Annotated in this window: 14 protein-coding genes; 5 read left to right on the top strand and 9 right to left on the bottom strand. The window is 68.0% G+C overall.

Going from position 1 to position 13564, the window contains the following annotated elements; all coding sequences use genetic code 11:
• Positions 1–266 precede the first annotated feature (266 nt).
• On the top strand, positions 267–1010 hold the full coding sequence (locus A5704_RS24140; protein WP_067751421.1) for a 3'(2'),5'-bisphosphate nucleotidase CysQ: 744 nt from the start codon (positions 267–269) through the stop codon (positions 1008–1010).
• Positions 1011–1119: 109 nt separating this feature from the next.
• Here the strand turns inward: A5704_RS24140 and A5704_RS24135 are convergent, their stop codons facing one another.
• Positions 1120–2025: a haloalkane dehalogenase gene (locus tag A5704_RS24135; RefSeq protein ID WP_067751419.1), complete on the bottom strand. Its 906-nt coding sequence runs from the start codon at positions 2023–2025 to the stop codon at positions 1120–1122.
• A gap of 114 nt (positions 2026–2139) precedes the next feature.
• On the opposite strand from A5704_RS24135, the gene A5704_RS24130 reads away from it, so the two are divergent.
• On the top strand, positions 2140–2868 hold the full coding sequence (locus A5704_RS24130; protein ID WP_067891454.1) for a DUF2652 domain-containing protein: 729 nt from the start codon (positions 2140–2142) through the stop codon (positions 2866–2868).
• Here A5704_RS24130 and A5704_RS24125 read toward each other — a convergent pair.
• Both A5704_RS24125 and A5704_RS24120 read right to left on the bottom strand, forming a co-directional pair.
• Positions 2865–4007, bottom strand: a complete 1143-nt coding sequence (locus tag A5704_RS24125; RefSeq protein ID WP_369828493.1) for a MalY/PatB family protein — start codon at positions 4005–4007, stop codon at positions 2865–2867. The two genes, A5704_RS24130 and A5704_RS24125, sit on opposite strands and share 4 nt — an antisense overlap.
• A 66-nt stretch (positions 4008–4073) precedes the next feature.
• A complete protein-coding gene (locus A5704_RS24120) occupies positions 4074–5168 on the bottom strand; it encodes a dihydrodipicolinate reductase (protein ID WP_067891449.1) in 1095 nt (364 codons plus the stop codon).
• Positions 5169–5447: 279 nt separating this feature from the next.
• On the opposite strand from A5704_RS24120, the gene A5704_RS24115 reads away from it, so the two are divergent.
• Positions 5448–6422, top strand: a complete 975-nt coding sequence (locus tag A5704_RS24115; protein WP_067782111.1) for an LLM class flavin-dependent oxidoreductase — start codon at positions 5448–5450, stop codon at positions 6420–6422.
• 86 nt (positions 6423–6508) lie between these two features.
• Here the strand turns inward: A5704_RS24115 and A5704_RS24110 are convergent, their stop codons facing one another.
• A complete protein-coding gene (locus tag A5704_RS24110) occupies positions 6509–7294 on the bottom strand; it encodes a spirocyclase AveC family protein (RefSeq protein WP_067782114.1) in 786 nt (261 codons plus the stop codon).
• 191 nt (positions 7295–7485) lie between these two features.
• Here A5704_RS24110 and A5704_RS24105 point away from each other — a divergent pair, with 191 nt between their 5' ends.
• Both A5704_RS24105 and A5704_RS24100 read left to right on the top strand, forming a co-directional pair.
• Entirely contained in the window at positions 7486–8139 is a 654-nt protein-coding gene (locus A5704_RS24105; RefSeq protein WP_067751394.1) for a TetR/AcrR family transcriptional regulator, read from the top strand.
• Between the two features lie 16 nt (positions 8140–8155).
• Positions 8156–9358: a cytochrome P450 gene (locus tag A5704_RS24100; RefSeq protein ID WP_067751391.1), complete on the top strand. Its 1203-nt coding sequence runs from the start codon at positions 8156–8158 to the stop codon at positions 9356–9358.
• An 85-nt stretch (positions 9359–9443) separates the two neighbouring features.
• Here the strand turns inward: A5704_RS24100 and A5704_RS24095 are convergent, their stop codons facing one another.
• From A5704_RS24095 to A5704_RS24075, 5 genes are all read right to left on the bottom strand, one after another.
• Positions 9444–10430 (bottom strand): alpha/beta fold hydrolase, encoded by a 987-nt coding sequence (locus tag A5704_RS24095; RefSeq protein ID WP_067891460.1) that lies wholly within the window; start codon positions 10428–10430, stop codon positions 9444–9446.
• A gap of 83 nt (positions 10431–10513) precedes the next feature.
• Entirely contained in the window at positions 10514–11008 is a 495-nt protein-coding gene (locus tag A5704_RS24090) for a lipoprotein LpqH (protein WP_067751390.1), read from the bottom strand.
• 83 nt (positions 11009–11091) lie between these two features.
• Complete coding sequence (locus tag A5704_RS24085; RefSeq protein WP_067891457.1) at positions 11092–11823, bottom strand: hypothetical protein; 732 nt, start codon at positions 11821–11823, stop codon at positions 11092–11094.
• Positions 11823–12692, bottom strand: coding sequence for an LLM class F420-dependent oxidoreductase (locus A5704_RS24080; RefSeq protein ID WP_067891446.1), 870 nt, complete (start codon positions 12690–12692; stop codon positions 11823–11825). Before A5704_RS24080 ends, A5704_RS24085 begins: the two co-directional genes overlap by 1 nt.
• Positions 12689–13471, bottom strand: coding sequence for an SDR family NAD(P)-dependent oxidoreductase (locus A5704_RS24075; protein WP_067751385.1), 783 nt, complete (start codon positions 13469–13471; stop codon positions 12689–12691). The genes A5704_RS24080 and A5704_RS24075 overlap by 4 nt, the downstream gene beginning before the upstream one ends.
• Positions 13472–13564 lie beyond the last annotated feature (93 nt).

Raw genomic sequence — 13564 nt, 5'->3', positions numbered from 1 at the left:
GCTGGGCGGCATCCTCACCTTCGTGGTGCTGAAGCTGACCCAGGGTGACCAGGGCGTCAAGCCACCCACCGCCCAGCGCGACCGCCGACACGATCCCGATCACAACCAGACGCCCCCGCGTACTGCGCCCCAGCCGACCCAACAAAGGAACGTTGCCCCCGCTCACGATCAACAGATTACGGCCGCAACATTCCTCGAGGGGTGGTGCCCGCCGGCACCGCGATGGCAGGGTAAAGTTGGTCAACACTGCCAACTTAAGGATTGTGATGGCCTTGCAGCTGACGGATGACCACGAACTGGCCGCGCGGTTGGCCACCGAGGCTGGACGGCTGTTGCTCACGGTCCGGGAAGAGTTCGCAGACGCGGAAGCGGGCGAGCGGAAAGCCGCGGGCGACAAGCGATCCCATGACTTTCTGATGGAGGCGCTGGCGGGCGAGCGGCCCGACGACGCGGTGCTGTCCGAGGAGGGCGCCGACGACCCGGTCCGGCTGCGCTCGGAGCGGGTGTGGATCGTCGATCCGCTTGACGGGACCCGGGAATTCTCCGAGCTCGGACGCGACGACTGGGCGGTCCACGTCGCGCTGTGGGAGGCCGGTGAGCTCGTCGCCGGGGCGGTGGCGCTGCCGGCGCAGGGAATCACCCTGGCCACCCCCGAGGTGGCCTGGCCCCCCGCCGCGCCGGGCAAGCCGCGCATCGTGGTGTCGCGCACCCGGCCCCCGGCCGTTGCGCTGACCGTCCGCGACGCGCTGGACGGGGTGCTGGTCGAAATGGGTTCTGCCGGAGCCAAAGTGGCATCGATCGTCCAGGGCTTGTCGGATGTGTACGTGCACGCCGGCGGCCAATTCGAATGGGACTCGGCAGCGCCGGTGGCCGTGGCAAGAGCGGCCGGCCTGCATACCTCCCGCATCGACGGGTCCGCCCTCGCCTACAACCGGTCGGACCCGAAATTGCCTGATTTGGTGGTCTGCCGGCCCGAGTTGGCGGAAGCCGTGCTGGCCGTCACGGGCTGATCGTCGCACCGGTGAGGTCGAGGGCGATGTCGACGAGCATGTCCTCCTGGCCCGCGAGCAGAGTGGTCATGCGGGGCGTCGTGCGGCTCGTCAATACCCGCTGACGCCGTCAGCGCAGCGCTTGCTGCCAGGACAGAATGCGTTCGGCCAGTTCGGGTCCGGAGTCTTCCTGGATGAAATGACTGGCGTTGATGCGGGCGTGCGGCTGGCCCGCGGCGCCGGGGATGTGCTTGATGAGGGGACGGTCAGCTTTGCCGAGGATCGGATCGCGGGCCCCGAAAATGGCGAGGCAGGGTTTCTCCCATTGGCCCAGGGCCTTCCACGCGGCCCTGTTGGCGGGGATCGCCGGATCGTCCGGTGAGGTCGGCACCAACTGCGGGAAGGCCCGGGCACCGGCCTGATACGTCTTGTCGGGAAACGGCGCGTCATACCCAGCCCTGACCCTGGCGGAAACCCGGCGCACGGTCCCCACCGCAACGATGCGGCCCGCGGGCAACACGGGGGAGTAGCGCGCGAATGCGCGCCAGGCGTAGAAGGCGGGCGGGGTGGGTCGCTCCGCGGTCGGCAGGAAGCCGTTGGCCACCACGAGCCGTGCGATGCGGTCACCCTGTTCGGCGGCGATGCGCAGCCCGATCAACGATCCCCAGTCCTGCACGAACAGCGTCACGTCCTTGAGGTTCAGCCGTTCGAACCACGACGTCACCCACTCGACGTGCCGTTGATAGGTGTAATCCTCGATCCGGCCGGGCTTGTCGGAGCGGCCGAAACCGATCAGGTCGGGCGCGAGCACGCGGTTCCCGGCGTCGGCCAGCGGCTGGATCATCGTCCGGTACAGGTAGCTCCAGGTGGGCTCCCCGTGCAGCAGCACGATCGGCGGCCCGTCGGCGGGGCCCTCGTCCAGAAAGTGCATGCGCAGCGGCTGGGTGTCGCTTGCCGCGACGTCAACGTAGTTCGCTACGAACGGATAGCCCTCCAGGTTTTCGAATCGGGAGTCCGGGGTTCGTAGCACATGCATATTCAGCTCCTCCGGTGGGCGGGCGCCTCTGCAAGCCTCTCGCGACAACGCGAGTTCGTCTAGTGGGAGATTTCATTGGGCTAGACGTCGTGTGGACATTAAACTGGCTTGTTCATGGCGATTCGGCGCGCGGTCCTCGTCATCGCGGACATCAGCGGTTACACCCACTACATGCAATGGAACCGAACGCACCTAGCCCATGCGCAGTTGACGGTGGCGGGCCTGCTGGAGTCGGTGATCGACGCAGGCAGGGGGCTGAAGCTGGCGAAGCTCGAGGGTGACGCCGCCTTCTTCTGGGCGCCCGACGGCGACGCCAAAGTGCTGGTGTGTGACCGGCTGTCCCGGATGCGGGAGGCGTTCATCGCGCGGCGCGAGCGCTTCAAGAAGGACCTCGCCTGCGAGTGCGCGAGTTGCGCGCAGTTGGATAACCTCTCGCTGAAATTCGTGGTCCATCAGGGTGAGGTGGCCGAACAACGGGTGAAGCGCCACGTGGAGCTCGCCGGCTTCGACGTCATCCTGGTGCATCGCATGCTGAAAAACATGGTCCCCGTGGTCGAATACGTGCTGATGACCGATTCCGTCGCGGCCTGCCTCGACGAATCGGTGCGCTCCCAGTGCAAACCGCTGACCCACATCTTCGACGACATCGGGGAGACGCCGACGCACTACATCGACCTCGCGACCTCGCAGGTTTCCCTCGCACAGCCCGAGTCCGGCTTCTTTCGGCGGGTCGGGGCGACGATGAAACTCGAGCTGAGCTCGCTGCCGTTCGTGCTTGGCTTGAAGGAGCCCGCCGAGGGCTTCCGCAACCTGGGCCGCGGCGCCGAGGAGATCCCCGCCTAGCGGGCGTCGGCGAGCGCCCGGCCCATCCGCGAAACGGCCTCGGTCAGGATGGCCCGCGAGGTCGCGAAGTTCAATCGGACATGGCCGGCGCCGCCGGTTCCGAAGACGTGGCCGGAACTGAGCGCCACCCGAGCGTGGTCGAGGAACCACCGGGCGGCCCCGGACAGGTCGGCGACCACCGCCAGACCCGCGGCGGATTCTTCGACGAATCCGAGCTTCCGGCAATCCAGCCAGGCGAGGTAAGTCCCTTGCGGCCATTGGCATTTCACGCCCGGCAGGTGCTGGGTGACCAGATCGCCGAGCAGCGTTCGGTTTTCATCCAGGCCGCGCAGCAGTGCGTCGAGCCAATCGTCGCCGGTTCGGAACGCTTCGGCGTGGGCGATGACGCCGAAGTGGCTCGGCCCGTGGCTGACCTCCTCGGGCATCCGGTGCAGGTCCGCGACCGCCTCCGGTCCGGCGATGGCCAGCGCCGCCTTGAGACCGGACAGGTTCCAGGCCTTGGAGGCGGACATCAGGGCGAAGGCGTTCTCGGCTCCGGGCACCGTCAGGAATGGGGTGAACCGGGCGCCGGGCAAGACGACGGGCGAGTGAATCTCGTCCGACACCACCCGGACATCGAACCGGCGGGCCAGCTCGGCGACCGCGCCGAGTTCGTCGGCCGTGTGCACCGTCCCGGTGGGGTTGTGCGGATTGCACAACAGGTACGCCGCCCTGCCGCCCCCCGCGCGGGCGCGCGCGAAGGCTTCCGCCAACACGTCCAGATCGATCCGGCCCCCGGCGCCCAGCGGCGCCTCGACGATCCTGCGGCCGTCGTGCGACACGAACGCGTAGAACGGCGCATACACCGGCGGGTTGACGATGACGGCATCGCCACGGCCCGTGACCAAGCGCAGCACCTCGACGGCACCGAGCATGACGTCCGGGACGATCGCCGTGCGGCCGACCTCCAGGTCGTGCCATTGCCAACGGCGCGAGGCGAATTCGCTGACCGCTTCGGCGAACGCGGTGCCGCACGGGTATCCGGTGTCACCGATGTCGATGGCCCGCCGCAGGGCGTCGGCCACCGTCGGGGCGAGGTTGACGTCCATCTCGGCGACCCACAGCGGCAGCACGTCGTCCGGGTGCGCGCGCCACTTCATGCTGGTGCGCTCCCGGAGCTGTGGCAGCGTGAGTTCCTCGAGTGGGTTAAACGTCACTCGGGCAGACTAAGTGGCGAACGCGTGCTTTGGAATCGTGAGGGGCAGGTCGACCGAACTCAGCAGCCCGGGTTCTGCGGCAACGACATACGGCACGGCGTTGACCACGCGCATGGCGGTGGCGACCATGGCGCCGGCGCCCGACGTCATCCCCGCCACCCCGGCCTTGCGCGGGTCTTTGAGCGTCGCCGCCAAGGTGCAATCGATGTCGGGGTCGCCGCTGATCAGCACCCGATAGGACAGGTCCCCGATGCCGGTCGGCCAGTCCGGGGCGACGTCGTGGGCCAGCCGGGTGACGTGCTCGATGACGATGGCCTCGCGGCCGTCGACCACGCCGATCGCCCGCATGCGCAGCGCGCCACAGGTCCCCGCCTCGACGGTGCCCATGGCGACCTCCAGCGTCCGGTCGGTGACCGCGCGGTCGAAATATTCGCGGACCTCCTGCACCTCGACGCCGAGTGCGTCGGCGACCAACCGGATCTGTCCCTGCCATTCGCCGGCGATCGCCCCCGGAAACCCGATCCACGGCTGGTAGTCGAGCGGCCGGCCGAAACCCAATGCGTCGCTCATGATGTCGGGGACGCCGTAGTCGTCGTACAGACCGATCTCGAATGCGTGGATCTTCTCGATGGACGACGACTGGGTGGACAACACCAGCGGCAGGTAGTCGGCGGCGAAGCCGGGTTCGATCCCCGACGCGTACAGCGAAACCTGGCCGTGCTTGGCCGCGGCCACCAGCTGGTCGCGCCATTCCGCGGGTTCGTAGGCGTGCGGGTTGACCAGCCGCGTGGTGCTGGTCGTGACGACGTTGATGCCGGCCTCGAGTAGCCGGACGTAGTCGGGGATGGCCAGCGCGTCGCGCTCCGGGCCGCTGGCGGCGTAGATGACGCAATCGGGCTTCAGCGCGATCAGTGCGTCCGCGTCGGTGGTGGCGGTCAGACCGATCGGCTCGCCGTTGGCGAGTTCGCCGGCGTCCTTGCCGTCCTTCTCCGGCGAGTGCACCCACACACCGACCAAGTCCAGGTTTGGGCGACGCTGAATGGTCCGGATGGCGATCGACCCGATGCCGCCCGTCGCCCACACCACCACGCGGTGAGCCGTCATGCCGTCCTCCTCGTGGCGGGTGTGTGGTGAAAGCTGAGGCGGCCGTTGCCCTTACGCCGGCGGCCGGCTGCTATCGCTCAACGTTCGATTCGGAAGCTAACAGCGCGGGGCCGCGCGGTCAAGGGTTTAAGAGAGCGCACACTATCTTAAAGAACAAATCTTAGGTTACGCTGCCCCGGCCTACTCAGTTCGGTGGGCATCGCGGTCATGCTCCGCTTTACGCCTTCGACTAGACGTGTAACGTACGTCGCAACGGATTCGGCCAGCGAGGAGTTTGCCGTGTACACACTGCGCTTCGATATGCGTGCCCCGTCGTGGGGGGCTCCACCCGCCGCGCTGTACGCCGCGGTGCCCGAAATGTGTGCCTGGGCCGAGGAACACGGTGCTCTGGCCGCTGTCCTGTGCGAGCACCACGGCTCGGAGGACGGCTATTTGCCGTCGCCGCTGATGCTGGCGCCGGCCATCGCGGCGCGCACCGAGCGGTTGCCGATGAACCTGATCCTGATTCTGCCGTTCTACGACCCGGTGCGGTTGGCCGAGGACATGACGGTCCTCGACCTCGTCAGCGGCGGTCGCGCGTCGTACACGCTTGCCCTCGGGTACCGGCCCGAGGAGTTCGAGCACTTCGGGCTGGAAATCCGCAAGCGCGGCCGGCTCGCGGACGAAAAGCTGGGACTGTTGCGCCGGCTGCTCGCGGGCGAAACGGTTGACGACGGCGGCCGCCGGATCGCGGTGACACCGGCGCCACTCACCGAGGGCGGTCCGTCGATGATGTGGGGCGGGGGAACGTTGGCCGCCGCGCGTCGGGCCGGCAGGTACGGACTGGGCATGCTCGGCAACGCCAACGCCCCGGGCATGCAGGAGGCCTACGAGGAGGCGTGCCGCGAACACGGCCATACACCGGGGCCGACGATGTTTCCCAGCCGCGACACCCCTTCGGTGGTGTTCGTCGCCGACGACGTGGACCAGGCGTGGAAGGAGATCGGCGATCACCTGTTGCACGACGTGCGCACCTACGCCGCCTGGAATCCAGGGGACGAGACGACGGCCGGTTTCTCCCACGTGGACACCGTCGACCAGCTGCGCGAGACGGGGAAGTCGCACGTGATTATCTCTGTGCCAGAAGCTGTTTCGCGAGTCCGTGCCGGGCAGGTGCTCAACCTGTCGCCGCTGTGCGGCGGGCTGCCGCCCGAGATCGCGTGGCAGTATCTGAAGCGCGTGGGCGACGTCGTGCTTCCCGAGGCGCTTGGCTGACTTCCCCGAGCCGGATCCGAACGTCGAGTTGTTGAGCCGAATTCGCGCATTTCGGCCCGACAACCCCACGCTGGGCGCGCGGATTTCTATGCGGGTTGGTTCGGCACGCCCGGGAACAGCTGTTCCGTCGGCCCCGCGGTCACCCACCCGCCCAGCTTCGTCACCAGGTGCGGCGCGAAAACCGCGCCGTAGAGCAGGTTGCCGATGACGATCACGGCGGCGACGGACAGCAGCGAAGATGCGAGGCGGCTCTTCGACCGGTTGGCGGCCCACATCTCGATGACGTTGCGTCCCTGCGAGTCGGTGCGGCCGAGCAGATAGGTGAAGACCATCATCTGGATCGCCATCGCGAGGGAGTCGTAGAGCGGGTACTGATGCACGGTCCCCTCGCGGATGGCCAGCCCCGGAATCACCCTGCCGTAATAGAACACGCCGAGCTTGGCGCCCAGGAACCCGTTGAAGAAGAGCGCCCAGCAGAAGCCGACGATCAGTCCCACCACCAAAAGGGTTGGCGGCCTTCGCCACCCAAACCGCGCGCTCAGCCACCGCCCGAGCGCCGTGCCCGTCACAGCCGGCAGCACGAAGTAGGAGATGTAGCCGACCGGAACGAACAGGGGCAGCCCGCCCCACGTCACGTTCAGCGGCCACCAGGATGGCATGCGCGGGATGGCCGGCGGGAACTGCGCGTACATCGCCCAGTCGTATGGCGCCTCGATCCACGAGAACGAGATCGCCGAGATGCACAGCAGCAGGAGCGGGTGCAGGCGGCGCCGGCGAACGCTCAAGAACACGCCGAGCGCGGTGAACGTGATGCCGCCGACGAGGGCGAAGTCGCTGGCCGCCTGCATCACGGGCGTCATCTGGGAGCTCACCGGTCGTTCCCCGGGGTCCGGCGTGCCTGCGGGTCGAAGCGCAGCACCAGCCCGAAGATCAGGGCGATCAACCCGAACAACGTGCCCAGCATGATCACGGCGCCCACGCTCGCACCCCTTTCAACGCTCGACTCTTTAGATAGTGCACACTATCCTAAAGGCAGTCAACCACCCGGACAGGAGCGACGATCGTGCCCCAGCGGCCACCCACGAAGCGCGGCGCGTCGGCCGCGGCGTCGCGCCGGCCCCGCGGCGCACCGCGGGGGTTGCTGCTCGACGCGGCGCGGGCCCGCTTCGCCCGCCAGGACTACCGAAGCACGACGACGCGTGAAATCGCCCAGGCCGCAGGGGTTACCGAGCACCTGCTGTTTCGGCACTTCGGTTCGAAGGCGGCGCTGTTCCGGGAGGCGCTCGTCCTGCCCTTCACCACCTTCGTCGACGAGTTCGGCAAGACCTGGCAGTCGGTGGTCCCGGAGGAGACCGACGAGAAGGAGTTGGCGCGGCACTTCGTCGGGCAGCTCTACGACGTGTTCGTCGAACACCAGGGCCTGCTGTTGACGCTGATGGCCTCGGAGGCGCTGAGTGAGGAGGAGAAGGCCGACGCCGGCATCGCGGAGATCAGGCAGGCGATCCGGGCGCTCGGTCAGATCAGCGCCGAGGGCATGCACCTGCGGGGCCTGCGGTCCGACCATCCCGACCTGCCCGCCCACTCGACCGTCGCGATGATCGCCGGCATGGCCGCGTTGCGGTCCACCTATTTCGGCGCCAGGCCGCCGTCGCGAGAGGTGATCGTCGAAGAACTGGTTCAGGCAATCCTGCACGGCTTCCTGCACCGAAACGACTGAGCGAAGGGATTCCAGAATGTCAGGCACCAGCGTGGTCGACTTGTACTACGACCCGTTCGATTCCGACATCGACGACAACCCGTACCCGGTGTGGAAGCGCATGCGCGACGAAGCGCCGCTCTACTACAACGAGAAATACAACTTCTACGCGCTGAGCCGCTACGAGGACGTGGCGCGCGAACTGCCGAACTGGCAAACGTACCGCTCCGGTCGCGGAACCACGGCCGACATCCTGTTCGCCAATATCGAAGTGCCCCCGGGAATTCTGTTGTTCGAGGATCCGCCGCTGCACGACCTGCACCGCCGCCTGCTGTCGCGGGTGTTCACGCCGCGGCGCATGCTGGCCGTCGAGGACCTGGTGCGCGGATTCTGTGTGCGGGAGCTGGATCCGCTGGTCGGCGCCGGCGGCTTCGATTTCATCGCCGACCTCGGGGCGATGATGCCGATGCGGACGATCGGGTACCTGCTGGGCATCCCCGAACAGGACCAGGAGAAGATTCGCGATCGCGGCGGGGCGTACATCGAGTTGTCTGACGAGCGCGACCCCGCCGCGGTGAATGCGAAGCTTTTCGAGGAGAGCATCGCCCTGTTCGCCGAGTACATCGAGTGGCGCGCCGATCACCCGTCCGACGATCTGATGACCGATCTGCTGCGGGCCGAGGTCGACGAGCCCGACGGCACGCGGCGGCCGTTGTCGCGAACCGAGGTGCTGGCCTACACGGCCATGATCGCCGGCGCGGGGAACGAGACGACCGCGCGGCTGATCGGCTACATGGGGCAGCTGCTGTCGGATCATCCGGATCAGCGCCGCGAACTGGTGGCGAACCCGGCGCTGATTCCCGGCGCGGTCGAGGAGACCCTGCGCTACGAACCGCCGTCGCCGGTGCAGGCCCGGTACGTCGCCCGGGACGCCGAACTCTACGGCACCGTCGTGCCCGAAGGCTCATACATGTTGCTGCTCAACGGTTCCGCCAACCGCGACGATCGCCACTTCGACGACCCGGATCGCTACGACATCCACCGCCAGGGCGCCCACCTGAGCTTCGGGCAGGGCCTGCACTTCTGCCTGGGCTCTGCGCTGGCCCGGATGGAAGGCCGGGTAGCTCTCGAAGAGGTCCTCAAGCGCTGGCCCGACTGGGAGGTCGACTACGCCAACGCCCAGCGGGCGCACACCGCGAGTGTGCGCGGCTGGGCGCGGCTGCCCGTCGTCACGGGCTGAAGCGCTGGTCTCTCCGGTGCGAGTGCGCGGCCAGCCGCACACTCGAGCTCGAACGTGCGGCTAGGCGCAGACTCGGGGGGCGAAGTTAAGCGCTTTGGTCGATCAGCACCGCGCCGTCGGGCTCGTTGCCGAGCGTCTGCAGCGGGATGTCCCCGCCCCGGGCGGTGAGACGGACGATCTCGGCGAGCGGGCCGGGGGCGTCGCATTGCAGGTAGTGGTCGGCGCCGGGCACCACCCAGTAGCGGTTGCGGCCGGGCTTGGTCTTCAGATACGTCTGCCACACATGGTTGGGAACGCGCAGCGGCGCGACGTTATCGTGCAACCCCCATACCACGGTGGTGTTGATCGGGCGCTTGGAAAGCGCTTCCAGCCAACCGGTTTCGTCAGCGGCGCGCTCGTTGAGGTATTGAATGGTGTCGGGCAGCACGCGGATTCCGTCGTTGTGGGCGAAGCACTTCGCCAACGCGGCGATCTCGGGGTCGTCCAGCGTTCGCCGCGGCATGAAGGTGCTGGCGCCCATTCCGGCGGCCAGCATGTCCGGCGTCGTCGCCGCCGCGGTTTGCCGCCCGGTCGCGGGATCGAGCAACGCGGTCTGGAAGACGGTGAGGTTCGACAGCGGCAGGTAGATGTTGGCATTCGTCACGATGAGGTCGACCGGTACGGCCGGCGGATCGAGGGCCGCCAGCATCTCCACGGCGATCATGCCGACGCTGCTGCCGCGGTCATGGGTGAGCATGCGGTAGTCGGTGAGGTTCCACACCTGGGTGATCGCGTACACGAGCAGACGCGCGTCGTCGTAGAGCGAATACGCGTACGGCTCAGCCGGTTTGTCGGACAGGCCGTAGCCCGGGAAGTCCAGCAGGTAGATGTCGAACTCCGAGCCCAGCTCGCGCGCCAGCGCGAAGAAGTCGATGCTCGACGTTGGGAAGCCGTGCACGAGCACCAGCGCGGGCGCGCCGGGTGTGCCGCAACGGCGGCTGAACACCGCGACCTCGTGCCCGTCGTTGGCGGCGGTGGTCGACCGCCAGCGCAGCTCCGTGCCGCCGCTTTGCCACTCCGCGAAGATGTCCAAGCTGCCAGCATCGCAGAGGCGGTCGCGGTAGACAACCACTCCGCTTGCGGAAGGGGACGAAGACCGGGTCCGCCGCGCCGCGCTCACGGGCAGGTCACGTGCACCCCGAAAGTCACCGGGCGCGTGCCGCTTTGGCCCGGGGTCGACGCCTCGCCGGTCCCGGTGATCGTGTAACTCTTGCCCTGCTTGGTCGCCTGGACCTGGGTTGCCGACTTGGTGGCCTGATAGGGGAGTTGGTACTGGCCGCCGGACAGCGTGAGCGACAGCGCGAATCCGTCGACCATGGGCGGGTTCTCGTCCGAGACGGCCAGCGAGACCGACGCCGTGTCGTCGTGCACGCCGATCCGGGTGGTGAGATCCCCCGATTCCGGGGGAGACGCGTTCGGTTGCGCCGCCGAACTGCTGCATTCGACCCGCGCGGTCATCGTGTGCTTGTTCCCGTCGATCATGACGGTCGTGGTGACCGCAGCGGGAGTCGAACTCGGGGTCGGTGCGGGATGGCTTTCCTTGCCGGAACAGCCGGACATCCCGGCCGCCAGCGCGATTCCGGCGGCCACGAAGACGTACCGATTCGTCATCTCACCTCCTTTGCAGCCAGGACTATAGGGCCTCTTCATTGCGGGAAGGTCTCTTTTCCCTGGCGACCAGTCAACCGATGGGTTTATCGCCAGGCTTCCCAATTGACCATGCTGCGGAGCGGTCCGGCGAACGAGGGCCGCACGGCACCCGATCGCCACCGGTCCTCGATGCTGGGCGCCAATGCGGCGGTGGTGGTCAGCGGGTCGGCGTCGAGGTAGACGACGGTGATGTACTGGAACTCCGTGCTCCACCCTCGCGGTAGGTGGCTCCAGCCGGTGCTCGACCCGAACGTCCACGCGCCGGCCGTGCCCGGCGTGGCGAGCAGCGCCGGATGGTGCTCGGCGTGCAGCCATTGCAGCCAGCCGTCCGGGCGGCGCCCGTCGACGGGTTCTTCGACGATGAGGACGACGCCGCGGTGCGGCCGAAACGGCACCACCTCCGCGGAGATGAGCGCATGCGGTGCAGATTGCCACTGCAGCAGGCGCAGCCCGGCGACTTGCAGCGACGGCCGGACGACGGGGAACCGGCCGTTTTCGCGCAACGCGCGACCGAGCGTGACGAAGTCGTCAAAGGTCTGCTCGACGGGGTCACCGACCAGGTAGTGCACCGCGTTGGCGATCTCGGCCAAGGGGCCGTTTCCGGCCAGGCGGTGCTGCGGGTAGTCGCCGTCGGCGATCCAACGCAACCCGTACACGATCCCGGGTAGCTGATACTGCTCCGGCATGTGATCCAGCAGGTGCCAACGCAGGTAGCTGCCGTCGTCGTCGGCCGGCGCGGCGGCGGTGAGGCTGAATACGCCTGCCCGGACGCGTATCACGCGGAGCCGCCGGGATCATGCAGCTCGGCGAGCGCCTGCAATTGGTCCAGATAATGCTGCAGCGAGGTGTGCCGGAAGACGGCGGGCACGATCGTGGCGCCGTGTGCGGCGGCTTCCCCGATGGCGTCGCGGGTGCGCTGCGGCTCGTTGATCGGGTCCAGCGGTGCCGGTGGGGGCAGGACGATCTCGAATCCCGGACGAAGCTCGATGCGGCCCAACCAGTCTCGCGCCTGTGGCAGTCCCACGCTGAAGGGCGCCCAGCCGTCGGCCAGCGTCGCGGCGCGGCGCAGCGATCGCAACGTGCGGCCGCCCACCCAGATCGGGACATGCTGCTGCACCGCGCACGGGTCCACGACCATGCCGTCGAAGGCATAGAACTCGCCACGGTAGGTGGGTTCCGGGACCGACAGCGACGCGCGCAGCGCCTTGAGGGCGTCGTCACCGCGCGGCCCGCGGTCGTCAAAGGGCGCGCCGAGAAGGTCGAACTCTTCTTTGAGGCTGCCCACTCCGACACCGAGGATGAGCCTGCCGTTGCTGACTTTGTCCAAAGTGCCGTAACGCTTGGCGATCTCGAGCGGATGGTGGTACCCGAGCACCAGGACGTTGGTGGCCAACCGGATTCGCCGGGTGCACGCGGCCAGGTAGCCGAATGTGGCCAGCGGATCCCAGTAGCGGGCGCCGCGGCGGCCCATCTCGGCCGCGGGCAGCGCGATGTGCTCGCTGCAGGTCAGGTGGTGGTAGCCGAGCCGATCCGCCGTCTCGGCGATGCGGGCCAGCTCCTCGATGGAGGCGTGTTTCTCCCAGTCGCCGCTGGCCTTGGGAAACATGGTCACCACGGGCGTGGCCACCGAGAGTTGTGGGCTCATCCCTGCATGTACCCTCCGGCATCGACCGGGATCGATTGGCCGGTGATGGTGCGGCTTTCGTCGCTGGCCAGGAACAACGCCAGGTTGGCGACATCCTCGGTGGTGGAGATATCCTGCAGCGCAACCCCTTTGAGCGCCTTCGCGCGCTGGGCGGCGACGTCTACCCCCTGCTCGTCGGCGGTGCGTTGCACCCACCGACGCCATAGCTCGGTGTCGATGGCCCCGGGGACGATGCAATTGCACCGGATGCCGTGTGGCCCAACCTCCAGCGCCACCGCCTTGGTGAAGGCCCGCAGCGACGCCTTGGCGGTGACGTAGTGGCTCTTGCGGACGACGCCGGAATAGCCTGCCGTGGAGGAGAAGTTGAGGATCACGCCGCGACGGCGCGCCAGCATCGACTGGTTGAGCACTTCCCGGGTGCACAGCATCGCCGCGGTGACGTCGATGGCGATCGTGGCGTTCCAGTTGTCCAGGGTCTGCTCCCAGATCCACCGGTCCTCTCCGGGCGCGGCGGCGTTGTTGCACAGGATGTCGACATGGCCGAATTCGTCGACGGCCCGCGCCACCATGGCCGCGACGGCACGCTCGTCGGTGACGTCGGCGCGCATCGCGATGGCTCCGGGCCCGGCCGCGCGGGCGGCCTCGCGCACGAGCTCTTCGCGCCGCGCGGCCAACAGCACCCGGGCGCCCTCCCGCACGAACACCGAACCGAGCACGGGTCCCAGGCCGGTGCTCGCCCCGGTGATGATCGCGACCTTGCCGTCGAGCCGGCCCCTCATCGCGCAGTCATCGTGCGGGCACCCGTGTTTCGAGCCACGCGTGGATTCGTTCGGCGACGGCGTGCCATCCTGGGTCGAGCATCATGTCGTGGC

Origin of the sequence: Mycobacterium sp. E735 (assembly GCF_001666955.1) — a bacterium.
GTDB lineage: Bacteria > Actinomycetota > Actinomycetes > Mycobacteriales > Mycobacteriaceae > Mycobacterium.
Note: the sequence above shows the minus strand (reverse complement) of the source record. Positions and strands in the feature narration are given on the sequence as shown.

What these genes read in the sequence shown, in the direction of transcription:
- A5704_RS24140 (WP_067751421.1), top strand. Translation starts at nt 267, where the DNA reads ATGGCCTTGCAGCTGACGGATGACCACGAACTGGCCGCGCGGTTGGCC.
- A5704_RS24135 (WP_067751419.1), bottom strand. Translation starts at nt 2,025, where the DNA reads ATGCATGTGCTACGAACCCCGGACTCCCGATTCGAAAACCTGGAGGGC.
- A5704_RS24130 (WP_067891454.1), top strand. Translation starts at nt 2,140, where the DNA reads ATGGCGATTCGGCGCGCGGTCCTCGTCATCGCGGACATCAGCGGTTAC.
- A5704_RS24125 (WP_369828493.1), bottom strand. Translation starts at nt 4,007, where the DNA reads ATGAAGTGGCGCGCGCACCCGGACGACGTGCTGCCGCTGTGGGTCGCC.
- A5704_RS24120 (WP_067891449.1), bottom strand. Translation starts at nt 5,168, where the DNA reads ATGACGGCTCACCGCGTGGTGGTGTGGGCGACGGGCGGCATCGGGTCG.
- A5704_RS24100 (WP_067751391.1), top strand. Translation starts at nt 8,156, where the DNA reads ATGTCAGGCACCAGCGTGGTCGACTTGTACTACGACCCGTTCGATTCC.
- A5704_RS24090 (WP_067751390.1), bottom strand. Translation starts at nt 11,008, where the DNA reads ATGACGAATCGGTACGTCTTCGTGGCCGCCGGAATCGCGCTGGCGGCC.
- A5704_RS24080 (WP_067891446.1), bottom strand. Translation starts at nt 12,692, where the DNA reads ATGAGCCCACAACTCTCGGTGGCCACGCCCGTGGTGACCATGTTTCCC.
- A5704_RS24075 (WP_067751385.1), bottom strand. Translation starts at nt 13,471, where the DNA reads ATGAGGGGCCGGCTCGACGGCAAGGTCGCGATCATCACCGGGGCGAGC.